General features: G+C 62.4%; 16 protein-coding genes. 4 read left to right on the top strand and 12 right to left on the bottom strand.

Annotated features, from left to right (window positions below):
* The first annotated feature begins 50 nt into the window (after positions 1-50).
* Entirely contained in the window at positions 51-332 is a 282-nt protein-coding gene (gene ppiC / locus AC2CGI_RS20785; RefSeq protein WP_004934175.1) for a peptidylprolyl isomerase PpiC, read from the top strand.
* A gap of 24 nt (positions 333-356) precedes the next feature.
* On the opposite strand, the gene AC2CGI_RS20780 is transcribed toward ppiC, so the two are convergent.
* The 9 genes from AC2CGI_RS20780 to bcsR all read right to left on the bottom strand — a co-directional run bounded on the left by AC2CGI_RS20780 (position 357) and on the right by bcsR (position 16,373).
* A complete protein-coding gene (locus tag AC2CGI_RS20780; RefSeq protein ID WP_031300297.1) occupies positions 357-1,859 on the bottom strand; it encodes a M16 family metallopeptidase in 1,503 nt (500 codons plus the stop codon).
* Positions 1,860-2,119: 260 nt separating this feature from the next.
* Positions 2,120-3,406 (bottom strand): dicarboxylate/amino acid:cation symporter, encoded by a 1,287-nt coding sequence (locus AC2CGI_RS20775; protein WP_015376246.1) that lies wholly within the window; start codon positions 3,404-3,406, stop codon positions 2,120-2,122.
* A gap of 273 nt (positions 3,407-3,679) precedes the next feature.
* A complete protein-coding gene (gene hmsP / locus AC2CGI_RS20770; protein ID WP_015376245.1) occupies positions 3,680-5,686 on the bottom strand; it encodes a biofilm formation regulator HmsP in 2,007 nt (668 codons plus the stop codon).
* Between the two features lie 227 nt (positions 5,687-5,913).
* The gene (bcsC, locus tag AC2CGI_RS20765) at positions 5,914-9,387 is read right to left on the bottom strand and encodes a cellulose synthase complex outer membrane protein BcsC (RefSeq protein ID WP_076741147.1); all 3,474 of its coding nucleotides are present in this window, start codon (positions 9,385-9,387) and stop codon (positions 5,914-5,916) included.
* Complete coding sequence (gene bcsZ, locus AC2CGI_RS20760; RefSeq protein WP_080062489.1) at positions 9,369-10,481, bottom strand: cellulose synthase complex periplasmic endoglucanase BcsZ; 1,113 nt, start codon at positions 10,479-10,481, stop codon at positions 9,369-9,371. Before bcsZ ends, bcsC begins: the two co-directional genes overlap by 19 nt.
* 5 nt (positions 10,482-10,486) lie before the next feature.
* Positions 10,487-12,775 (bottom strand): cellulose biosynthesis cyclic di-GMP-binding regulatory protein BcsB, encoded by a 2,289-nt coding sequence (gene bcsB / locus AC2CGI_RS20755; RefSeq protein WP_076741148.1) that lies wholly within the window; start codon positions 12,773-12,775, stop codon positions 10,487-10,489.
* Between the two features lie 62 nt (positions 12,776-12,837).
* Positions 12,838-15,441: a UDP-forming cellulose synthase catalytic subunit gene (gene bcsA, locus AC2CGI_RS20750; RefSeq protein ID WP_004934153.1), complete on the bottom strand. Its 2,604-nt coding sequence runs from the start codon at positions 15,439-15,441 to the stop codon at positions 12,838-12,840.
* Positions 15,438-16,178 (bottom strand): cellulose biosynthesis protein BcsQ, encoded by a 741-nt coding sequence (bcsQ, locus tag AC2CGI_RS20745; protein ID WP_015376240.1) that lies wholly within the window; start codon positions 16,176-16,178, stop codon positions 15,438-15,440. Before bcsQ ends, bcsA begins: the two co-directional genes overlap by 4 nt.
* Before the next feature lie 3 nt (positions 16,179-16,181).
* Positions 16,182-16,373, bottom strand: coding sequence for a cellulose biosynthesis protein BcsR (gene bcsR, locus AC2CGI_RS20740; RefSeq protein ID WP_004934148.1), 192 nt, complete (start codon positions 16,371-16,373; stop codon positions 16,182-16,184).
* A gap of 189 nt (positions 16,374-16,562) precedes the next feature.
* Between bcsR and bcsE the strand changes: the two genes are divergently transcribed.
* Genes bcsE through bcsG form a run of 3 tightly spaced genes read left to right on the top strand, consistent with a single transcriptional unit; the run spans position 16,563 to position 19,973 of the window.
* Positions 16,563-18,131 carry a cellulose biosynthesis protein BcsE gene (gene bcsE, locus AC2CGI_RS20735; RefSeq protein ID WP_076741149.1) on the top strand — a complete coding sequence of 523 codons (1,569 nt, stop codon included), beginning with the start codon at positions 16,563-16,565 and terminating at the stop codon, positions 18,129-18,131.
* Complete coding sequence (gene bcsF / locus AC2CGI_RS20730) at positions 18,118-18,321, top strand: cellulose biosynthesis protein BcsF (protein ID WP_004934139.1); 204 nt, start codon at positions 18,118-18,120, stop codon at positions 18,319-18,321. Before bcsE ends, bcsF begins: the two co-directional genes overlap by 14 nt.
* Entirely contained in the window at positions 18,318-19,973 is a 1,656-nt protein-coding gene (gene bcsG / locus AC2CGI_RS20725) for a cellulose biosynthesis protein BcsG (protein ID WP_044030236.1), read from the top strand. Before bcsF ends, bcsG begins: the two co-directional genes overlap by 4 nt.
* 294 nt (positions 19,974-20,267) lie before the next feature.
* On the opposite strand, the gene dppF is transcribed toward bcsG, so the two are convergent.
* Genes dppF through dppC form a run of 3 tightly spaced genes read right to left on the bottom strand, consistent with a single transcriptional unit; the run spans position 20,268 to position 23,152 of the window.
* Positions 20,268-21,257 carry a dipeptide ABC transporter ATP-binding subunit DppF gene (gene dppF, locus AC2CGI_RS20720; RefSeq protein WP_021504110.1) on the bottom strand — a complete coding sequence of 330 codons (990 nt, stop codon included), beginning with the start codon at positions 21,255-21,257 and terminating at the stop codon, positions 20,268-20,270.
* The gene (gene dppD, locus AC2CGI_RS20715) at positions 21,254-22,234 is read right to left on the bottom strand and encodes a dipeptide ABC transporter ATP-binding protein (RefSeq protein WP_004934132.1); all 981 of its coding nucleotides are present in this window, start codon (positions 22,232-22,234) and stop codon (positions 21,254-21,256) included. Before dppD ends, dppF begins: the two co-directional genes overlap by 4 nt.
* A 15-nt stretch (positions 22,235-22,249) precedes the next feature.
* Positions 22,250-23,152, bottom strand: a complete 903-nt coding sequence (gene dppC, locus AC2CGI_RS20710; RefSeq protein ID WP_004934130.1) for a dipeptide ABC transporter permease DppC — start codon at positions 23,150-23,152, stop codon at positions 22,250-22,252.
* Between the last annotated feature and the right edge of the window lie 7 nt (positions 23,153-23,159).

The raw sequence follows: 23,159 nt of genomic DNA, 5'->3' as shown, positions 1-23,159 counted from the left end.
GATTTAGCGGGTATAATCAGCGCAATTTTCGCATCGACAAAGGCAATACCATGGCAAAAACGGCGTGCGCCCTGCACATTCTGGTAGACAATGAAAAGCTGGCCAACGAGCTGCTGGCCAAGCTGAAGCGCGGCGTCAGCTTCGACACGCTGGCACGCAAATATTCGAGCTGCCCGTCAAAACGCAACGGCGGCTCGCTGGGCGAATTCAACAAGGGCGCGATGGTGCCGGCGTTCGATAAAGCGGTGTTCAGCATACCGCTGCTCAAACCTTACGGCCCGGTCAAAACCCAGTTCGGTTACCACATCATCAAGGTGCTGTACCGCAACTAGGGGGCCTGCGCCCCCTGCTGCGAATTACTGCGCGCCGGCGTCCGTCGCCGGCGCAGCCACCGCGGTGTCGGCCGGTTTGGCTTCTTCCGTCACCACCGCCGGCGCCGGCATCATGATGCCGTCATAGGTTTCCTGCAGCTGCTTCATGCTCATTTCCGGCTCGCCCTTCGGCTGCATCAGCACCAGGGTCGCCTCCTGAGACAGCTGCAGCTTCAGCGCCTGATTCAGCGTCTCCAGCGTCAGGCTGGCCAGGAATTCCTGGCGCAATTTCTGATACAGCTCTGGCGCGATATCCACCACCCCGCTCTGCTGCGAACGCAGGCGCTGGCTCATCAGCACGTCGGTATCGGTGCGGGCGTAGGTGGCGAATAGCTTGCTCAGCTGATCGTTTTTCTGCGCCAGCAGCGCATCGAATTCCTCTTTCGACAGACCGTTATCACGCACGTTGGCCAGCTCGCGGGCGATAAAACCCAGGCTGCCGTTCAGATTGTTGTTCGGCGTATCCAGATGGATGGCGCACTGCCCACGCTGGTACTGCACGCGGCAGTCAAAGCCCAGATGCAGGCTCTTCTGGTCGCTTTTTTCCAGCGTCTGCTGAAGATGCCAGAACAGCGCCTCGCGGGCGAGATCGCCACGCCAGTAACGGAGCAGGCTCTGCGAATCGCGAATCGGGTGCCACGGCGAATCCCACATGATCGACAGCGTATCCTGTTTCACCTGCTCGCTGATCAGGCTCACCGGCTGCTGCGGCAGCGGCGTCAGGGTCGGCATCGGGGCCGGGGTTTCACGTTTACCCTGCAGCGGCGAGAACGCCTTGTTGATCTGCTCGCCCAGGCTGCGGCTGTCGACCTTGCCGACCACGAACAGCGTCATGGCGTCCGGGGTATACCACTGCTGATAGAATTTCTTCAGCTGCTCGAGGTTGACCGGCCGTTTCGCCGGCTGCGCCGGATCGTGCGCCAGCAGCGTCGAGCCTTTCAGGCGGTAACGCCACCAGGCATCTTGGGTATTGGGCGGGAAAGTGCCGACCGGATTGATGCTGGAATTCATCACCGCGTGCACCGTATGCTCGTCGATCGCCAGTTTGCCGGTGGTGTCCGCCAGCCAGGCCAGCGCTTCTTTCAGCAGGTCGGGCCGGTTGTTCGGCAGGCTGAGGTTATACATGGTGAAATCATACGAGATGATCGCCGGCGGCAGCGGCCGCTCGTTATCCACGCTCTGTTGCCACAGGGCGCGCAGCTGCGGCGCGGTAAAGCTTTCGCTGCGCGCCAACGCCAGCCGCGGCAGCAGATGGGCGAAACCGGTCTGCTGCGAAGACTCCACCAGAGAGCCGGTATTGACGATCAGCCGCAGTTCCACGCGGTCGCTTGGCCGCTGCGGCGTATCGAGAATCTGCCATGAAAACCCGTTGGCCAGCGCCCCCTGCTGCCAGGCAGGATCGGGTTGTAGTGCTTCAGCCTGCACGCTGCTACTGGCTGCCGCCAGTAGCAGCCCACCAACTATAAGATGAATTCTGGTGCCCTGCATGTGAACCCCTACTTAATGACTATCCAATTTCTTATGCAAATGCGTGTATTCCATTCAATGGAATCATAAAAATACGCCCTGAGTTTCACAGTGGGGCGGAAAGCAGAAAGTGTACCATCGTGTTAGACCGCGCGCCTTTGCGGATGTCACTCATTAGAGTGAAAAATAATAGATTGCGGGGTTTTTAATGCAAAAAATCGTTACGAGGCAGGGGAAGAAGCTCACCGGCCGCGGCTGCGGCCGGTGATTTACAGCCGAAATCAGGCGGAAGGCAGCGTTTTGTCCGCGCCGGTGTTTTTGTTGTTCAGGGTGTCTTTCAGCTGTTTCTCATCCAGCTGATTACACCATTTGGCCACGACCACGGTCGCCACGCCATTGCCCACCAGGTTGGTCAGCGCGCGGGCTTCCGACATAAAGCGGTCGATGCCGAGGATCAGCGCCAGGCCGGCCAGCGGCAGGTGGCCTACGGCGGAGATGGTGGCGGCCAAAACGATAAAGCCGCTGCCGGTCACGCCCGCCGCCCCTTTGGAGGAGAGCAGCAACACCACCAGCAGGGTAATCTGATGCATGATATCCATGTGGGTGTTGGTCGCCTGAGCGATAAATACCGCAGCCATGGTCAGGTAGATAGAGGTGCCATCCAGGTTGAAGGAGTATCCGGTCGGGATCACCAGACCCACCACCGATTTCTTGCAGCCCAACTTCTCCATTTTATCCAGCATGCGCGGCAGCGCGGATTCGGACGACGAGGTTCCCAGCACGATCAGCAGCTCTTCTTTGATGTAGTTGACGAATTTGAAGATGCTGAAGCCGTTGGCGCGGGCGATGCTGCCCAACACCACCACCACGAACAGGATGCAGGTGATATAGAAGCACACGATCAGCTGGCCGAGTTGCACCAGCGTGCCGACGCCGTATTTACCGATGGTAAACGCCATGGCGCCGAAGGCCCCCAGCGGCGCCAGGCGCATGATCATGTTGATGATGCCGAAAATCACCCGCGAGAAGCTGTCGATCACGTTGTAGATCAGCTGCCCTTTGTCGCCCAGACGATGCAGGGCGAAGCCGAACAGTACCGCGAACAGCAGCACCTGAAGAATGTTGCCGCTGGCGAACGCGCCGATCACGCTGCCGGGGATGATATCCAGCAGGAACGGAATGATGCCCTGCTGCTGCGCCTGCTCGGCGTAGATCGCCACCGCTTTGGCGTCCAGCGTGCCGGGATCGACGTTCATGCCGGCGCCCGGTTGCACCAGGTTGACGATCACCAGGCCGATAATCAGCGCAATGGTGCTGACGATTTCAAAATACAGCAGCGCGATGGCGCCGGTGCGCCCCACCGCCTTCATGCTTTCCATGCCGGCGATGCCGGTCACCACGGTGCAGAAGATCACCGGCGCGATGATCATCTTGATCAGTTTGACGAAGCCATCGCCCAGAGGTTTCATCTCGGCGCCAAGGTCAGGGTAGAAATGGCCAAGCAGGATACCCAGCGTGATCGCCGTCAGCACCTGAAAATAGAGGCTCTTAAAGATCGTTGTTTTCATATGAACATCCTATGGGGGGAAGACACGCACCAGGCAGCAGTCTAAAAATCCAGCCTGTTCATCGCTTGCGCGGAAAATAACACCCACTTAACAACATGGAAATAATTTGTTGCACCCACCGTGTGGGGTTGATGTGAATTTAAGAGCTGAAACGCGTCAGTCGGGGTGCAAAGCTGAAAATTGCGTAAGCCTTTGTTTGCACTAACGCAAAAGAGGTAGATAAAGAATGGCGATTTTCGGACGAGGAAAAGTACCGGAAAGGTATCGCGACGCTCACGGCGCCGCGCGGCAAAACTCGGCTTCGAACGCTTCGCGCGGCAGCGGCCGAGCGAACAGGAATCCTTGCCCACTGCGAATGCCGTGCTGCAGCAGCCAGTCGCGCTGTTCGGCGTTTTCCACGCCTTCGGCCATCACCGGCAACGCCAGCACTTCGGAGATCGAACTGACGATGCGCACCATCGCATCGTCGCCCGGCAGCCCCTGAATGAAACTGCGGTCGATCTTAATCAAATCGATCGGCAGGGATTTCAAGCGGTTGAGGTACTCCAGGCTGGAGTAGCCCATGCCGAAGTCGTCCAGTGCGATCGACAGCCCCAGGTCGTGCAACTCGCGCAGCAGCGCCAGGGCGCGATCGAGATCGTCGATGCGTACCGTCTCGGTGATCTCCAGCAGCAGCTTGCGCGGATCGATCCGATACTGCGCCAGCAGGTTTTTCAGATGCGGGACGAACGCTTCATCCTGCATCTGAATACCGGAAACGTTAACCGCCAGCGGCAGCGCAATGCCGCGTTGCTGCCAGTCCGCCAGGATACGGCAAGACTCTTCCAGCACCCAGTTGCCGAGAGGCACGATCACGCCCAGCTCTTCCGCGAGCGGGATAACGTCGGCCGGCAGGGTATAGCTGCCGTCATACTGCTGCCAACGCAGCAGCGCTTCGGCGCCGATCACCTCGTTGGACTGCATGTCAATCTGCGGCTGCAGGAACAGCGTGAAATGCCGCTGCTCGATGCCGTGCAGGATCTCACTCTCCTGCGTCAGCCGCTTCTGCGTGCGTTCCGTCAGGCTGGGTTCGAAGAACAGGATCTGATTTTTTCCTTCGCGGTGCGCGGACATCATTGCCGAGGTGGCGCTGCGCAGCAGCTGTTCCGCGCTCTCCCCCTGATTGAGGTAGTGCGCGATGCCGATGCTGGCGTTGGGCCGCAGCGCCAGACCTTCCAGCGTCAACGGCGCATTGATCTCCGCCATGATGCGCCGCGCCAGCTGCATGGCGTGGAACGGCCGCTCAATGCCCTTGGCCAGAATGGCGAATTCGGTATTGCTCAACTGTGCCAGCACGCCGTTTTCGTCGATGCAGCCGCGCAGCTTCTTCGCCAGCGCCAGCAGCAGCGCTTCACGCATCGCCGGGCTCATCACGCCAGACGCTTCATGCAGCGTCTCGATGCCGATCACCAGCAGGTTAAAACGCTCAGGGCGCAGACTGGAGGCGATATGCTGTTCCAGCAACGCGTTCAGCAATGCAGGATTCGGCAGTTCGGTCACCGGGTGGCGGGTGCTCAGGCGGCTCATATCGGCATGCGCCTTGGCCAGCGTCTGTTGATTGCGGTTGTAATTGCGCACCAGCAGGCCGAGCTCGTCGTCCTGGTGCAGCGCCGGCAGCATCAGCTGGTGATAGGGCGCTTCGTCCTGCGAGATGTTCTCCAGCTCTTTGGCCATCGCGCGCAGCGGATGCACCATCAACCGGTTCATGCACCAGGTGATGGCCACCGACAGGATCAGCGCCAGCAGCAGGTAGGTCGACAGCATGGTCGACAAAATGCTGAGAATAAACTGGTACATGCGGAACGAATCGGCCTGCAGCACCAGATAGGCCAGCGGCTGCTGGTTGGCGGGCACCCGCTCCAGCGAATAGAGCGGCACGGAAATTTGGATAGGCAGTTCAAACAGCCGGGCGATCAGCGTCGGCACCGGCCGCTCCGGCGGGAAATTGGCGTGCAGCGCCTGAAACTCGTTCGGCAACACGATATCCGCCCGGCTGAGAATGCCGACCGGCAACAGCGTGTTCAGCACCTTTTTGGCTTCCGGCACGTCCATGCGCAGCACCGCTTCCGCCAGCGGCTGGCGCACGGAATGAGCGATATTCTCCAGTTGCTGGGCGTAGTCATCCCTGCGCTGCTGCACAAAGTGGAATAACTGGATCACGATAAAAATGCAGATCGTGACCAGCGCCACGCCGGACACCGTCGCCATCTGCTTAATCGTTAACGAACGCCTGACCCGCAAACCTGCTCTCCGTAAAATCGGGCTGAAACAAAAAGGGGGCTGACTCTCACCCGCCCCCTCGAACCGGGCTGAGTATACTCGATCATCGGCTGTTTTTATCTGGCTATGCCGCAGGCAAAACCAAGAAAATCGCGGGTTTCAGTCTTTTCCTAAAGCGGACAAACGCGACCCGGACACAGGGTAACAAAACTCCCCGGTGTCCGACACTCCGAATCTTCCCCTCCCGGCTACTTGAAGTCGGCGTATGGCGTCAGCGGCTGCGGCGGCAAATCGAGATCCCCTTGCCAGCCGGCCAGGGAATAACGCAGATAAATCAACGCGTGGCTCGGCGTATAGTCCTTCGCCTGTTGGATATCGATACCGGCGCCGAGCGTCCAGTGCGAACTGAGACGGCGTTCGACGATCGCCCGCAGGGTATAACCGACGCCGCTCGAAGAGCTGCCGTCCTCGACGGCGAACTTATCGGGCAACGAATCCGGGATCAGCCCCTGCAGCGGATAGCGGCGCTGGCTGTCGGTCTTCGAATGGGACAGCGAAACCGAACCGCCCAGCTCCCACGACCAGTTCTCGGTGCGCTGGCGGTAGTTGACCGGTAACGACAGCGACAGATATTGCTGCGGGCTGTAATAGCCGCCCTGCCCCAGCGAATAGCCGCTCAAATCCTTCTGGTAGTGCCACAGCATGGTATTGAGCCCGACGCTCAGGCGGCGATTGTCTTCGTTGATCAGCTTGTAGTAGTAACCGGCCATCAACCGCTGCCGCTGGTTGTCCGCCACGTTCTTGCCGGTAATCTGGTGCGCGCTGAGATCGGCCCACACGCCGTTCGCCTCGCCGCGATCGTAGCTGGCGCTCAGGCTGACGCCGGTAGCGCGCACGCCGCCCCAGGTGATGCCGGTATTCGGGTCTTTGGCGCCGCCGAACGCCAGCAGCGAGCTGGAGATCGGCCGTCGCGAGGCCGCCAGCGTCCAACCAATGTGGTTCCAGTCGCCGCTGTAGGCCAGGCCGCCGGTCCAGTCGACCACCTCAAAGCCCATCGGCGTCGTGCCGATGTCGGCGGCCCAGCGATCGTTTTTCCAGCCGGCCGCCACGCTGGTGCCGGTGGTTTTCTGGTGTTCATCGCCGCGGCACCCTTGTGTGTGGCAGGTGCCGAAGGTTTCGTAGTATTTGCCGCTGCCGTCGGTCGAGAAGCGGCCGGCATCCAGCTGCACGGTGTCGGTGCGCAAGAAGGCGCGCCCGTCATACAGCGGCATGTCCACCTGCAGCATGGTATCGTGCGCGTTGAAGTCGGAGATGCCGCCGGTGCCGCTCGAGCGCCAGTAATCGTGATCGAGCGTGACGTTCACGTCTTGCTGTCGATACAGATCCGCGGCGTCGGAGCGGATGCCGCGTTTCAGCCAGTCGTCGCTCGGATTATTGCGCGTCAAATAGGTGTAGCTGTCATTATCCTGCGGCAGCGTCGGCGTGATGCCGCTGGCCACCATCGCCTGGCGGTAATCCTGCTGCGCCCGTTCAGGCTGTTGCTGAGTCCGCTCCAGCCGGGCGGCATCACGGTAAACCAGCGCCTTGGTCTGTCCGACGGGCTCCGAAGCCGCCGCCGTTTTCAGTCGGTCGAAGATAGCTTCGGCCTGCTGCGGATCGCCGACCGCCCCCCAGGCGTTGGCGACTCGCCGCTGGCTGTTGAGCGAAGCGTCTTGTGGCTGCGGTTCGGTTTTAAGCCGTTGACGCGCCGCGTCCAGATCCCCCTGCGCTACATAGGCTTCGATCTCGCCCAGCTGCGCATCCGGGTTGTTCGGCTCACGCCGTTTCACCCGCTGATAGTCGTCCAGCGCCGCCGCATACTCCCCGCGCGCCAGTGCCCAGTCGGCCAGCAGCAAATCGATGCGCGTGTCCGCCGGCTGCCGGCGCAGATAGGCTTCCGCCGCCGGTTCGTCACCGGCCGCCCGCAGCCGTTCGGCATGCTCGATTACCGCCTGCATTTTCAGCCGCTGCGCCAGCTCGCGCATGTTGTCGTTCCACTGTGCCGCAGGCAGCGTATTGAGTTGTGCCAGCGCCTGCCTGTCGCGATCGCTGCCGGAAAGATAGAGCGCATAGGCGTAGGTCAGCTGCGGATTGGCAGGTTGGCGCTGCGCCAGCTGCCGGAACAGAGCGTCTGCCTGCTGCGGCTGCCCGGCCTGACGCAGCGCCTGCGCATAGCGATAGGTCAGCCAGACGTCGTCGGGATCCATCGGCTGAGCGCGGCGATAGATTTCCGCCGCCTGCCGCCACTGCTGCTGTGCCGCCAGCGTCTCCGCCTGCTGCTTCAACATATCGAGCCGCAGTCCGTCGAGGGTGCTGCGCAGCTTGGCCTGTTGGCTGCGCGGCAGGCCGTTGAGGTAGGCCAGCGCTTTTTCCGGCGACTGGCGCTGATAGATATTCACCAGGCCGCGCAGCGCGCTGCCGTTGCCGGGATCGCGTCGCAACGCCTGCTGATAAAACCCTTCCGCCGCGGCGTCATCCTTGCTCGCCACCGCCACATCGCCCAGGCCGATGAACGCGTCGCCGTCGCCGTCGTCGAGCTGGCGCGCCTGCTGATATTTCTGCCGGGCCAGCGCGAGATTGCCGGCCTTCAGCGCTTTGTCGCCCTCGTCGATCGCCAGCCAGTAGCTGGTGCTTTTGATCAGGCTCTGCCACTTGCCGCTGTCGTAGCCGTTCTTGTCGGCCGCCAGCGCCTGGCGAAACAGCTTCAGCGCCTGCGGGCGGTTGCCGGCGCGCGAGTAGGCCTGGCCGAGCGCCCCCAGCACCTCGGCGTCGTTCGGCGCCGCCGCCAGCGCCTTTTGCAACTCAGGAATGGCTGCCCGGCTGCCGCCTTTATCCACCTGCGCCAGGCCGCGCACCCGCGCCTGATAGGCCGGATCGGCCAACAATTTCTGCTGTCTGGCCAGCTCTTCGCGGGCGCTGGTCGCCTGATCGCCAGTGTCGAACACGCCGAGGAAGCGGTTGAGCGCCGCCACGCTCTGCGCGCTGACCGGCATCGCTTTGACCTTGTCCAGCCACAGATCGGCGGCATCGCCGCGCCCGGCCGGATCGGCGGCGATCTTCTGCAGCAGTTCATAGGCCTGCGCGTCCTGGTTCTGACTGAACAGCATACGCGCCAGCGACATACGCAGCGCCACATTGCCTGAATATTGCTGATCCAGCGCCTGCAGCTGCTTTAACGCCTTCGCCTCCTGCCCCGGCAAACGCGCCACCAGCCGCCAGTATTCCACCGCCAGATCGAGCGTCGGCGGCTCGCCGTGAAACAGCGCATCGTACTGCGCCTTGGCTTCCGGCAACCGGCCGGCGGTCGCCATCAGACGCGCCTGCTGCAGCTTTTGCCGGGTTTCCGGCTGGGTCAGCAGCATGTTCATTTGCGCCTGGCGATAGGCGCTGGACTGTGGCGCGAGGGTTTTCAGCTTGTCCAGCTGCTGCTGCGCCAGCGCCATGTTGCCCTGCCGCAGCGCCAAACGCATGCGCGCGGCGATCACGTCCGGGTTGTTCGGATCCATCAGCTCGAGCCGGTACAGCGACTGGCGCACCAGATCGTCCTTGTTGCCGGCCTCGCCAATGCGCACCTGTTCCAGCAGCCACTGTTCCGGGGCCACGGCCTCCGCAGCGCGCGCCTGCGGCAGCATCGCCAGGCTCAGCGGAATCAAATTCAGCCAGTTTATTTTGAAGTTGTGCATTGGCCGTCCCACGAGGGTTGCAATTCACCCTGACGATTAAAGCGATAACGTTGTTGATCCCACCCCTGACCGAACAGCGTCAGCGAAGCGCTGAAATAGGCGTCGTCACCCGGCGGGTGCTCGCTGATGCGCTGCCGCTGCACCGCCAGCGCTTCAGCCTGCGTCGCCAGCATCGGCAGCACAGAAGCGGAGAAACCGACCGGGCCGTCTCCGGTGGTTTTGCCGCTGGCGGTATCGGTTTTCTCCGGCGGAACGCCCTGTTTGGCAGTGAACTGCGCCATCGGCTGGAAGCGTTCAAGCAGTGCCGCCTTGTGTTCATCGTCGTCCGCCAGCATGCCGGCCCACAGATAAACCCGAATGGCGTCGTAGCTGCCGACGTTCGGCTTGACGGTGTCCGGCTGCCAACCGGCACCGACCCGCCACACCACCCAATCCGGTGAGAAACCGTGCGGCGCGGTGTCCAGCCACAGCCGTTGATTGACCTCGCGCATCGCGCGCCATGGGCCGTTCAGCGCCGCAAAACGCGCCAACAGCTGCGGCGGCAGGTAGCTGGGATTCAGCCGCCAGCGATCTTCCGCCACGAACCCGACTTTGCCCGGTAGCAGCATCAGGCCCAGGCCGGGAATGTCGGCCACTTCCTCGCGGCCGATGCGTTGCAGCAGCAGCGTCCCCAGGGTTTGATAACGCCGGCTTTTCCACAGGCGGCCGGCTTCGAGCAGGTTGTAGGCGATCCACAGATCGGCGTCCGACGCCGAGTTGGCGTCCAGCACCTTCCACTGCTTATCGTCGCTCTCGCCCCACAGCCAGGCGGGCAAACGGGCGCTGAGATCGCCCGCCGCCAGATTGTTCTCCGTCCAGGTCAACAGCTGGTCGAAGGTCGGCCGGTCATTGGCCACCAGGGCGAAAAACAGGCCGTAACTCTGGCCCTCAGAGGTGGTGATTTTGTTCGGGCTGCTCGGGTCGATCACCCGTCCCTGCGGGCTGATGTAGAACTGCTTGTACTGTTGCCAGCCCGGCCATTCGCAGGCCGCCGCCGCGCTGAAAGCGCACAGCAGCAGCATGCCGAGCGACAGGCGTTGCAGCATCGCGTTCACCGCCGTCAATCCCGATCTTCAGGCGCCAGACGCCGCCGGCTGAAGGCCTTCAGGCCGCGCCACAGCATCAGCCCCAGGATCACCACCAGCACCACCGCGAGCACCGCCAGCAGGACCGGATGGGTGGAGAGGGCATACCACAGCCGCTCCCACCAAGGCAGGTGGCCGACATAGTAAACATAGCCGACGCGCAGGCTGTTGACCCCCGATTCGCGGATCACCGCCACCGAGCCGAACACCGCGGCGCGCTTGCCGCTGTCCAGCAGGGCATTGTTCAGCAACTCATAGCCGCGCGGGCTGTCCGCCAGCAGCGCCACGATGCTGCGCTGATCGTTGAACGGCGATTGCACGCCGATGATCGCCGACATTGCGCCCTCGGAGCTGACGGTGGTTTTGCTGTCCGGCTTGGCGTCCTCCGCCAGCAATTCCGCGCTCGGCAACGGCGGTTGGCGCGTCGGCTGCTTCACCCAGCTTTGAGTGGCGTCCACCAGCAGGCTGATTTTCTTGTCGTCGCGCAGCGCCGGCGGAATGGTGCCGATCATCAGGATATCGTCGTCACGATCCTTGGCCTGCGACCAGTCGTCGCTCAGCGTAAAGGCCAGCGCCGGGTAGCCGGTTTGCGCGCCGATCACGCCCAGCGCGTTCAGCAGCGCGCTGACCTGCGCCGGCTGCGGTTTCTGGTTCACCAACACCAGCGTTTGCGACAGATCCGCCAGGCGGCTGAACGGGAAGCCGGCGTTGGCGAAGGCGCGCAAATCCGGCATCGCCATAAAGTGGCGATAGCCGGAGAAATCGATGGTGGACGCGCCGTCGATCACCGCATGGTTTTGCGTGAAGGAGTAGGTTTCGCAGCGCCCTTCCGCGCCGCTGGCCAGCAGCGTGGTGTAGTCAAAGTCAAAGCGCAGCTGGTTGGTGGCCCCCAGCCGCAACGCCGGGATGCTGACGTTCCTGTCGGAGTCGAGCAGCCCCTGCGTCAGCGGCAGTCGCAGCAGCTGCGCGCCCTGCTCGTGTTCCGGCACCAGCGAGTAAGCCTGCACGAACTGGTTGTTCAGGCTGACGCTCAGCCGCGAACCGTCCTGAATGCGCGGCGCGGTATAACGGTATTTCAGGTGCATGTCGATGCCGGTGCTGCGGATCAGGAACAGATCCGGCGGCAGGTTCATGGTCAGCGAAATCGGGCCGGGTTCGATGCCGCTGGTTTGCAGCTGTTCGGCATATTGCTGCAGCTCGGCGAAGGTCATCGGCCGATCGGTGCGCACCCAGTTTGGCGCGTCGTAAGGCTGGCGCGCCGCGAGCTGTTCCACCTTGTCCACCGTCACGTTCTGGCCGCGGAACAAGATGTTACCCTGCGCGATACCCTTCACCGCGGTGATCAAATCGTTGTCGTCACGCCCCTGAATCAACAGCAGTTTGACGTACGGATTGTCGGGGTGGCTGATCATCTCCACCGTCGGGCCGTTGACCGCCGGATAATCGCGCAGGAAATCCGGGCGCTGCGAGTTGGTGGCGAACACCACCGCGTGCTGCGCCGGCAGCGCATTGTACAGCGTCGGGAAGGATTGCCCGCGCCACTGCGCCTTGCTGCCGAACCAGGAGGCCAGAATGCCCGCCGCGCGCTGCTGGGCGAGATCAGGCTGGCCGGCGAATACCATCGGCAGCGTCAGCGGCCGATTGTCGCGGCTGTCGAAGAACGGCTCAGGGAAGTGCGACAGCTCGTTTTTCACCGGCAGCGTCTGGAAACGCAGCTTCAGCGCGCTGGATTGGCTGACGTCGAGCCACAACGAAGTGCTGGCCGGGTTTTCGCAGATGTTCTGATAATGGCCGACGAACACCAGCCGGACGCGGTTAAAATCGGTGATATAGCGCGGATCGATCGCCATCTGGATGCGATTGGGCTTGCCCAGCTGCTCTTTGGAGATCGTGGTCACGCCCATCAGTTCGTCGTTCAGATAGACCTTGACGTGCGACTCGACCGGGATCAGCGCCGGCGACGGCGTAAATTCCAGGTCGAGCATCGCCTGCGAGACCACCTCATCGCTGCGCACGCCGAACTCGATCTGCCCGTCCGGCCGGGTGCCGCGCAGAACAAAGGTGCCCGGCGGCGGCGCTATCTGCGCGAACGGCAGCGACACGTCGCGCACCGGCGCATTCGGATCCTGCGGCGCGGTCGCCGTATCGGCCGCCGCGGCGATCGGCGGCTGGGCCGCCACGGTCGGCGCGGTGGCGGTTTCGGCCTGCGACAGGGTGCTGATGCCTAAGGCCAGAGCAGTTAACCAGGTTATTTTTCTCGTCATCGTATCATCATCAATGTTGGAGCCTGTTCACCGGGCGAGTGAGCGGGCGGTTGAACTCGCAGCTAACCCACGGTTTCTTGTTGACCCAAGGTCGGATCCCTGCCGACGCCGCGCGGAATAAACGACACTACCCAGGCGGTCAGCGAAGTGACCCCGACCAGCAGGCCGCGCACCAGCGGCGGCGCGTAGTCCGCCATGCGCACATAGCCGCGGAAGCCCAACGCCAGCACGTCGCGCAGGCTTTCGATCGGCCGGTCTTCAGGGAACCCGTCCTGCCACAGCGCCCAGGTATCGGCGCGGGCGAAGGTGCACTGAATGAAATCGATGTGTTCACGGGTGGAGAGACTGACCAGACGCACCCCCACCTTGTTGCCGAAGGCGCGCGTCACCACACAGGGGAAGCTGTACTCCTGCTGGCCGCGCTTGAGCAACAGCGAGGCCTTGTCGCCGTCTTTCAACGCGTTTTCCACTCGCATCTCAATGCCCACGCCGCCGTCGGAGTAATCGCGCAGCGTGCAGGGGTAGAGGTGGCCATCGGCACGCGCGATCGCCGCCGGCATGGCGATCTCCACGCGGTGCGCCTGGCGCACCTGCTTGGCCTCCACCGCCACCGCCACCGCGCCGCCGAGAATGGTCATGTTGTACAGCACCCACACCAGGCTGATGATCACCGTCATCACCTCGTCCGTCGGGCCATAGGCCAGCCGCCAGGCGCCGAACGCCAGCCCAGCCAGGTTAAGCACCACCAGGAACATGTAAGGCCGGGTGATCACCCAGTCTACGTGCTCCTCTTCCACCAGGCCGCCTTTGGCGGTGACGTTGAATTTGCCCTTGTGCGGATTGAACAGCGCTACCGTCGTCGGCCGCGCGATATACCAGGCCAGCACCGTTTCATAGATCTCGCTCCAGAACGAATGGCGGTATTTCCCCTGGATGCGCGAGTTGGTCAGGCTGGCGTGGATCATGTGCGGCAGCACATAAAGCGCGATCGCCAGCGCCGGCGCGAAGATGATGTAGGCATGCAGCAGTAAAAACGCCAACGGCGCGGTGAGGAAGATCAGCCGCGGAATGCCCGACAGGAAGTGCAGCATGGCGTTGGCGTAGCACAGGCGCTGCGCCAGTTTCAGCCCCTTGCCCAGCAGCGGGTTGTCGAGCCGGAAGATCTGCACCATGCCGCGCGCCCAGCGAATGCGCTGGCCGATGTGCGCCGACAGGCTTTCGGTCGCCAGCCCGGCGGCCTGCGGAATGCGGATATAGGCCGAGGTGTGCCCGCGCCGGTGCAAACGCAGCGAGGTATGGGCATCTTCGGTGACGGTTTCCACCGCGATGCCGCCGATTTCGTCCAGCGCGCTGCGGCGCAGAATGGCGCAAGAACCGCAGAAGAAGGTGGCGTCCCACATGTCGTTGCCGTCCTGCACCAGCCCGTAGAACAAAGTGCCTTCGTTGGGCGTCTGGCGGAAGCGGCCGAGGTTGCGCTCGAACGGATCCGGCGAGAAGAAGTGGTGCGGGGTCTGCAGCATCGCCAGCTTTTTGTCTTTGAAGAACCAGCCCATGGTCAGCTGCAGGAAGGAGCGCGTCGGCACGTGGTCGCAGTCGAAAATCGCCACGAACTCGCCGGTGGCCTGCTTCAGCGCATTGTTGATGTTGCCGGCCTTGGCGTGTTCGTGGGTCGGCCTGGCGATGTATTTCACCCCCACTTCGGCGGCGAACGCCCGGAATTCGGGGCGATTGCCGTCGTCGAGGATATAGATGTTCACTTTCTCTTTCGGCCAGTCGATGCCCAACGCCGCATAGAGGGTGGGCTTCACCACCCCGAGGTCTTCGTTGTAGGTTGGCACCATCAGATCGATGGTCGGCCAGGTGGCGCTGTCTTCGGGCAACGGCACCGGCTGGCGGTTAAGCGGCCAGATGGTCTGGAAATAGCCCAGCACCAGCACCACCCAGGCGTAGGTTTCCGCCACCAGCAGCAACAGGCCGCACACCAGGCTGAGCGGATCGTCCCAGTTCAGCGTGGCGGTATAACGCCACCACAGGTAACGACAGGACACGGTCAGCGACAGCACGATCAGCATCAGCGCAGGCAAACGCCCCGGCACCCGGCGCACCACCATCGCGATCCCCCACAGCAGCACGACGAACACGAACTGCGCCGACAGATCGAACGGCTGCGAAATGCACAGTATGGCGAGGATCGCCGCCAGCACGCCGACCAGAATAAACAGCGCGCGTCGCATGCCGCGGTTCATGCGGCCGAGGCGCTCTACCGAACGCTGTTCCACGCCGGCGTTTTTCAGCCGTTGCGGCAGGCTCTGCAGCCAATCGGCGTAGCGCTGCTGCAGCCGCCGCCACCCGGCGAAATAGTCGCGCGGCACCGGCGCGCGACCGCTGCGAAACAGCAGCAGCCACAGGCCCTGCAGCAGATAGCGCAGCGCATCCGCCGGGCGCGGGCGTTCGGCGGACAGATGCGGGAACCAGTAAGCGCGGCCGACGCGCACGCGCTGCCAGGCCGGTGACTCGAAGCGCAGCAGCATCCACCCCAGCGCCACCAGCAGCGTGGCGAAAAAGGCGGTCAGCGCCGACGCGCCGTTGCGGCGATAGCCGCGGTAGCGCGCCTGCACCGCCTGACGCACCGGCGGTACCAGCAGCAGGCTCAGTACCCGGCTCATGGGGCAACGCCCCGTTTGAGGTTGATCAGGCACCAGTTGGCCAGCGTCAGCACTTCATCCGCCGCCAGGCTCTCGGGGCGATACTCGCCCAACGGCTGTTTGACCGCCAGCGCTTCCGCCAACGCTTCGTCGCGGTGGATCACCACCGGCAGCAGGCCGCTCAGGGTTTGCAGCCACAGCTGATGCAGATCCTGCTGCAACTGGCTGGCGGAGGAGTAGTGATTGACCAGGAAACGGCAGTCATTCGGCAGCGTCTGTTGATGGAGCCGCACCTGACAGTTGGCATCGGGGTTCAACAGCACGAACACGCTGTCGGCAAGCTGCAGCGCCTGCTGCGCCAGCACGCCGTCCCCGACCGGGACATCCAGCAGGATCCAGCGCTGCGGATCGCCGGCGATCAGTTGGCGCAGGTTGTCGCGCCAGCGTTCCGGCTGTTGCCGACACTGGTGCTGCACTTCCAGCCGTTCCGCCCCATTCAGGCGGCCAAAAGGCAGAAAGTCGAGGTTTTCACAATAACGCAGCGCGCCTTCCTGCCAAACGCCGCCATCCCGCTCCGCGCGGGCCCAGCCGCGCGCCAGCTCGAACGGGGTGTTGAAATGCAAGCGCAGCAGATTATCCGGCGTGAAGTCGATCGCCAGCACCGACTCGCCCAGCTGCTGCAACGCCCAGGCGAGCGCCGCCGTGACCGAGGTCGTCCCCATTCCACCCCGCAACCCTTGCAGCGCGAGCACCGGCATAGATCAGTGGCTCCCCGTGGTCTGCGCCAATTCGGCCAACAGTGGCCAGCGCGTCATCATTTGCGTTAACCGCTCCTGCCGCGAAATATCGACATAGCGTAATTTCGGCAATGAAAAAGCCTGGCTGAGCGCCTGCAGGTCATCCTGGCTCTCCCCAGGCGCCGCTGCACGAAAATGGGTGGGTGCGTTATTCATTCTTCCGCCTTGGCGAAAATAGGCTATGTTAATTAACTATAGCAACGATACAAAAAGAGAGAGGCAATAAGATGATTCTCAACAAATATTGTTGAAGAGCGTCGGAGATTTGTTATTGCCAGCGTAAAAATGGCTATCTTTAAATATAAACGCCTTTAGTCGGCTTTCAACGAAAGTAGAATACATCCTATGGCGCACTCTTTTTCTCTAGGCATTCGGCAGATTTGGGAAGAGCTGTCGGTGATGCAGGCCCCCGGGCTTTATTGGATCAATATCGACAGGCAAAGCGACGCCGCGCTGCTGTGTCGCCAGGTCATCGCCGCTCAACCGGCCACTCACAAAGTCGCCCTGATCTGCAGCGGCGACAAACCCGAGCGCCTGCTGGCCGAACTGGCTGCGCCCGCGTTGCAGAAGCTGCCGCTGTATCAATTACCGGAGAAAAAAGCCGCGCTGACACAGTTGAACGACGATCTGATGCGCGCCCTGCGGCCGCAAAATCGCTTACTTATCCTGCTGGCCCACGCCAGCCTGTGGCAAACCTTCACCACCGAAGAGCTGCGCGAGTGGACGCGCACCCTCGCCGCCTGGCTGCGGCGGCAGGGCTGTACGCTGTTGATCCTCAGTCACGGCGGCGGCATCAATAAGCTCAAAGGGCAGCTCAGCGCACAGCACCGCATCCTGAACGGCCTGTCCAGCCTGCAATGGCAGCAGGACAGCGCGCAATACCTGGTGAACTGGTGGAGCACCGAAAACGGCATCAACGCCAACCAGCTGCTGACCTTGTATGCGGCGGAAGGCGGCTGGCAGGGTGAGGATGAAAATAGCCACCCCTCCCCCACCGCCTTACGCAGCGACGAAAGCCTGTATCTGGCCGAGCGCAGCATCCTGGAAGGCGCGCCGCCGCTGTCCGCCAACTGGCAACTGCTGGAGAGCAACGACGAACTGGCGCAGCACGGCATGCTGAGACTCTCGGCGACGTTGATTTTCGCGTTGTATCAAAGCGACCAAATCGATCATCTGGCGCACCAGATCCACACCCTGCGCCGCAGCCGCGGCAACGGCCTGAAAATTGCGGTGCGCGAGATGAGCGCCAGCCTGCGCTACAGCGACGAACGGCTGCTGCTGGCCTGCGGCGCCAACCTGATCGTGCCGCACGTCGCGCCGCTGTCGCGTTTTCTGACCATGCTCGAGGGCATCCAGGGGCAGCGCTTCTCACGGCATGTGCCCGCCGACATCGATGCGCTGTTGGCCGGGCTGCGTCCGCTGCAGCTCAAAGGCTACATGCGGCCGGAAGCGTTCAGCCAGGCGGTGCTTTCGCTGATGGCCAACACCTTGCTGCCCGAGGACGGCAAAGGCGTGATGGTGGCGTTGCGCCCGGCCACCGGCCTGCGCGCCGAACAGGCGATGACCCTGTGCCACCTGCGGCGGTTCGGCGACGTGATGACCGTGGTGCAGGGGCGGCTGGTGCTGTTCCTTTCCACCTGCCGCATCAACGATCTGGATACCGCGCTGAAGTTCATCTTCCGCCTGCCGGTGGATGAAGCCTTCAGCAACCGGGTGGTGTGGCACCAGGATGTCGATATCATTTCGGAAATAAAACGCATGGCCCAGGGGCGCTGGCAGATTTCGGCCACCGGCGCCGCCGGTGCCGCGCCGCGCCCCCGTGTGGCGGCAGCCGAGGTGCCCGCGGAACGGCGGCAGCCGGTCGCCTTCACGCTGCCGCTTGGCCCGCAGGAGGAACCGCATGCTGAACCTTAACGACATCGTGCAACTGATCCTGCTGTGCGCGCTTATCTTCATTCCGCTGGGCTACGCCTTTCACCGGCGTTTTCCGCATTTGCGTCAATACTGGCAAAACCTGTTGTTATCGCCGCGCTATTTGAAATCCGCCGGTTTATGGGTGCGCACAGGCTCCTCATCTCAGATTAAACGTAAGAAGCAGCCATGAATCCAAACTCGAAGACGCAATCCGATAACGCTCTGTGGCGCTACTGGCGCGGGCTGGGCGGCTGGAACCTCTACTTTCTGGCCAAATTCGCCCTGCTGTGGTTCGGCTACCTGAATTTCCACGCGCTACCGAACCTGGTGTTCATGGCGTTTCTGCTGATGCCGATCCCTTCGCAACGCCTGCATCGCTGGCGCCATTACCTCGCTATCCCGATCGGCATCGCGCTGTTCTACCACGACACCTGGCTGCCGGGCATCAACAGCATCCTCAGCCAGGGCTCGCAGCTGGCCGGTTTCAGCGCCCAGTATCTGCTGGAGCTGATCAACCGCTTTATCAACTGGCAGATGATCGGCGCGGCCTTCGTGCTGTTTATCGCCTACCTGTTCGTCGCACAGTGGGTGCGCGTCACGGTGTTCACCGTGGCGGCGCTGGCGTGGCTCAATATCGTCAACATCGCCGGGCCGGCGGTTTCACTGCTGCCCGCCACTTCCACGGCTGCCGCCGGCGGCGCCAATACCCCGGCCACATCAGCGCCGGCGGCGGGGGACGCTGCGCCGGCAGACAGCCTGCCGCCGACCAGCGCCAACCTGACGGCCTACCTGAACCAGTTCTACGAGCGGGAAAAAGGCCGCGCCACCGCGTTCCCGGCCACCTTGCCCGCCGACGCCCAACCGTTCGATCTGCTGGTGATCAACATCTGTTCGCTGGCCTGGGCCGATATGGAGGCGGTCAACCTGCAGAACCATCCGCTGTGGTCGAAGATGGACATCATGTTCGACAGCTTCAACTCGGCCACCGCCTACAGCGGCCCGGCCTCGATACGGTTGCTGCGCGCCAGCTGCGGCCAGCTTTCGCATCATGATTTGTACCAGCCGGTGAACCAGCAGTGTTACCTGTTCGACAACCTGGCGAAGCTCGGCTTCAAGCAACAGCTGATGCTCGATCACTCCGGTGTGTTCGGCAACTACCTGAAAGAGCTGCGTGAACAGGGCGACATGCAGGCGCCGTTAATGTCGCAGGCCGGCATCGGCAACGAGCTGACGTCGTTCGACGGTGAGCCGATTTATAACGATCTGGAATTGCTGACCCGCTGGCTGGATCAGCAGCAAAAAGCCGGAGACGCCCGCACCGCCACCTTCTTCAACGTCATCCCGCTGCACGACGGCAACCGCTTCGTCGGCTCCAACAAGAGCGCCGACTATCAGCCGCGCGCGCAGAAGCTGTTCGATCAGCTGAACACCTTCCTCGATCAGCTGGAAAAATCCGGCCGCAAAGTGGTGGTGGTGATCGTGCCGGAGCACGGCGCGGCGTTGGTGGGCGACAAGATGCAAATGTCCGGCCTGCGCGATATTCCCAGCCCGAACATCACCCATACGCCGGTCGGCATCAAACTGGTGGGCATGAAGGCGCCGCATCAGGGCAGCCCGCTGCAGATCAAAACGCCGAGCAGCTATCTGGCGCTGTCGGAGCTGGTATCACGTCTGGTGGACGGCAAGGTCTTCAGCGAATCCAGCGTCGACTGGCAGGCGCTGACCCAGGGGCTGCCGCAGACCCCGGTCATCTCCGAAAACGACAACGCCATCGTGATGCAATATCAGGGGAAACCTTACATTCGCCTGAACGGCGGCGACTGGGTGCCTTATCCGCAATAAGCGCGGCCTCATCAACCTAAAGCGCGCCGACGGCGCGTTTTTTTGGGCTTTTATAATAAAAATGGTGAAGCCGATAGGCCGATATAATGTTATTAACAACAACCCGTTGAATTCCATAATTCGATTATTATTCTCATGCGAAGATTCTTAGAAAAATAACTCTTATCAGAATTTAATTAGGGAGGTAATTAAAATGGCGGACTGTGGTAGTTTTCTACTTATTAACCCTTTGATTGAGTAATAAAAAACGCCGGCGTGATGCCGGCGTGAATTTAAGCGATGACGTTCGACGCTTTACGCCCCCGGATGTTCGTCCTGATCGACCGCAAAGCAGGCCACCATCTGCTCACCGTACTGTTTTAGCTGCGGCTGCAGCTGCACGCAGGTGCCGAAAGCGCGGCGGCAGCGGGCATTGAACGCACAGCCCGGCGGCGGATTCATCGGGCTGGGCAGTTCGCCGGTCAGCTTGATGCGCTCGCGGCGCATATCCGGGTTCAACCGTGGCGTCGCCGACAGCAGCGCCTGGGTGTACGGATGGCGCGGGTTGTTGAAGATCGCCTCTTTGCTGCCCTTTTCCACGCAGCGGCCGAGGTACATCACCATCACCTCGTCGGCGATGTGTTCCACCACCGACAGATCGTGCGAGATGAACACATAGGACAGCCCCAGCTCCTGCTGCAGATCCATCATCAGATTCAGCACCTGCGCGCGCACCGACACGTCCAATGCCGACACCGGTTCATCGGCGATCACCACGTCCGGATTCAACATCAGCCCGCGGGCGATAGCGATACGCTGGCGCTGGCCGCCGGAGAACATGTGCGGGTAGCGGTCATAATGCTCGGTCTTCAGGCCGACCTTCGCCATCATCTCCAGCGCTTTTTCCCGCCGTTCGGCGGCGCTGAGCGACGTGTTGATCAACAGCGGCTCCTCGAGGATCTGCCCGACCTTCTTGCGCGGGTTGAGCGATCCGTAAGGATTCTGGAACACGATTTGGATCTTCTGGCGCCGCAGTTTCTCGGCCGAGACGTCCGGCTTCAGCAGATCCTGCCCCCGGTAATACAGCTCGCCGCCGGTCGGCACTTCAATCATCGTCAGCAGGCGGCCGAGCGTTGATTTGCCGCAGCCCGACTCACCGACCACCGCCAGCGTTTTGCCGCGCTCCAGGGTGAAGGACACGCCGTCGAGCGCCTTGACCAGCCGCTCCGGCGCGAACAGGCCCTTTTTTACCGGGTAATGCTTCTTCAGGTCAATCGCCTGCAGTAAAGGTTGATTCTGGCTCATACGGTCGGCCTCCCCGCATCATCCAGCGGTGTGTGACATTTAACCTGACGGCCGGGAATGCTGCGCAGTTCCGGCTCCTCGTTACGGCAGCGTTCGTTGGCGTACGGACAACGCGGATTGAGCAGGCAACCGGTCGGGCGATCGTATTTGCCCGGCACCACGCCCGGCAGCGAAGCCAGCCGCGCCTTGTCGGCGGCGAACTCCGGCAACGCGCGCAGCAGCGCCTGGGTGTACGGGTGGCGCGGCGCGCGGAAAATCTCCGCCGCCTTGCCGGATTCCACCACCTGGCCGGCGTACATCACGATGATGTGATGCGCCGCTTCCGCCACCAGCGCCAGATCGTGAGTGATCAGCAACAGCGCCATGTTTTCGCGCTGTTGCAGATCCAGCAGCAGTTCGATGATCTGCGCCTGGATAGTCACATCGAGCGCGGTCGTCGGCTCGTCGGCGATCAGCAGCTTCGGCCGACAGGCGATGGCCATGGCGATCATCACGCGCTGGCTCATGCCGCCGGAAAGCTGGTGCGGGTATACGTCCAGCCGCGAAGCCGGATCGGGAATGCCCACCTGCGTCAGCAGGTCGATAGCGCGCTGACGGCGGGTGCGGCGGTTGCCGCCCTGATGCACCTTCAGCGCCTCCATGATCTGGTAACCGACGGTATAGCACGGGTTCAGGCTGGTCATCGGATCCTGGAAGATCATCGCCACTTCGGAGCCCACCAGCTGGCGGCGCTCTTTTTCGGAGATCTTGCGCAGATCCTGGCCGTTGAACTCCAGCTTGTCGGCCATCACCTTGCCGGGGAAATCGATCAGGCCCATGATCGCCAGCGAGCTGACGGATTTTCCGGAGCCGGATTCACCGACGATGCCGACCACCTGACCTTGCTCCACGCTGTAACTGATGCGGTCTACCGCGCGGAACGGGGTGCCTTCGTCACCGAAGTGCACCGAAAGCTTGTCTACATTCAATAACGCCATCTCTCTCGTCCTCTGTTACTGCTTGAGTTTGGGGTCGAGAGCGTCACGCAAACCGTCCCCCATCAGGTTAAATGCCAGCACCGTCAGCAGGATCGCCAGGCCGGGGAAGGTCACCACCCACCAGGCGCTTTGCGCGAACTGCAGCACGTCGGAGAGCATGGTGCCCCACTCCGGCGTCGGAGGCTGCGCGCCCATGCCCAGAAAGCCGAGAGCGGCCATGTCCAGAATGGCGTTCGAGAAACCGAGAGAAGCCTGCACGATCAAAGGCGCCAGGCAGTTAGGCAGAATATTGACGAACATCTGGCGCAGCGCGCCGGCGCCCGCCACCCGCGAAGCGGTGACGTAGTCGCGGTTGACCTCCACCAGCACCGCCGCGCGCGTCAGACGCACATAGTGCGGCAGGGCGACGAAGGTCAGCGCCAGCGAGGCGTTGACGATCGACGGCCCGAATACCGCCACCAGCACCAGCGCCAGCAACAGGCTCGGCAGAGCCAGCATGATGTCGACGATGCGCATGATAATCGCGTCCACCACGCCGCCGAAGTAACCGGCCAGCAGGCCGAATATCACGCCCATGATCAGCGACAGCACCACCACCAGACAGCCGACCAACAGCGACAGCCGTGCGCCGTACATCAGGCGCGACAGCACGTCGCGGCCCACGTCGTCGGTGCCGAGGATATATTGCCAGCTGCCGCCTTCTTGCCACACCGGTGGCTTGAGCAGCGCGTCGCGGAACTGGTCCGCCGGCGCATGCGGCGCCAGCACGCCGGCGCCGAGCGCGATCACCAGCATCAGAACGATGTACACCAGGCCGACCACGGCCCCTTTATTGCGCTTGAAATAGTGCCAAAACTCCTGAAACGGGGTCATCGGCTTCGGCGCACCTTTAACTGCAGACTCAGTGATTTGAGACATGAGAGCG

This window comes from Serratia sp. LSHTC3 (assembly GCF_057197125.1).
The sequence above is the reverse complement of the archived record's forward strand: the minus strand, read 5'-3'. Positions and strand labels throughout refer to the sequence as shown.

What these genes read in the sequence shown, in the direction of transcription:
- ppiC (WP_004934175.1), top strand. Translation starts at nt 51, where the DNA reads ATGGCAAAAACGGCGTGCGCCCTGCACATTCTGGTAGACAATGAAAAG.
- AC2CGI_RS20780 (WP_031300297.1), bottom strand. Translation starts at nt 1,859, where the DNA reads ATGCAGGGCACCAGAATTCATCTTATAGTTGGTGGGCTGCTACTGGCG.
- AC2CGI_RS20775 (WP_015376246.1), bottom strand. Translation starts at nt 3,406, where the DNA reads ATGAAAACAACGATCTTTAAGAGCCTCTATTTTCAGGTGCTGACGGCG.
- bcsC (WP_076741147.1), bottom strand. Translation starts at nt 9,387, where the DNA reads ATGCACAACTTCAAAATAAACTGGCTGAATTTGATTCCGCTGAGCCTG.
- bcsB (WP_076741148.1), bottom strand. Translation starts at nt 12,775, where the DNA reads ATGACGAGAAAAATAACCTGGTTAACTGCTCTGGCCTTAGGCATCAGC.
- bcsA (WP_004934153.1), bottom strand. Translation starts at nt 15,441, where the DNA reads ATGAGCCGGGTACTGAGCCTGCTGCTGGTACCGCCGGTGCGTCAGGCG.
- bcsQ (WP_015376240.1), bottom strand. Translation starts at nt 16,178, where the DNA reads ATGCCGGTGCTCGCGCTGCAAGGGTTGCGGGGTGGAATGGGGACGACC.
- bcsR (WP_004934148.1), bottom strand. Translation starts at nt 16,373, where the DNA reads ATGAATAACGCACCCACCCATTTTCGTGCAGCGGCGCCTGGGGAGAGC.
- bcsE (WP_076741149.1), top strand. Translation starts at nt 16,563, where the DNA reads ATGGCGCACTCTTTTTCTCTAGGCATTCGGCAGATTTGGGAAGAGCTG.
- bcsF (WP_004934139.1), top strand. Translation starts at nt 18,118, where the DNA reads ATGCTGAACCTTAACGACATCGTGCAACTGATCCTGCTGTGCGCGCTT.
- bcsG (WP_044030236.1), top strand. Translation starts at nt 18,318, where the DNA reads ATGAATCCAAACTCGAAGACGCAATCCGATAACGCTCTGTGGCGCTAC.
- dppF (WP_021504110.1), bottom strand. Translation starts at nt 21,257, where the DNA reads ATGAGCCAGAATCAACCTTTACTGCAGGCGATTGACCTGAAGAAGCAT.
- dppD (WP_004934132.1), bottom strand. Translation starts at nt 22,234, where the DNA reads ATGGCGTTATTGAATGTAGACAAGCTTTCGGTGCACTTCGGTGACGAA.
- dppC (WP_004934130.1), bottom strand. Translation starts at nt 23,152, where the DNA reads ATGTCTCAAATCACTGAGTCTGCAGTTAAAGGTGCGCCGAAGCCGATG.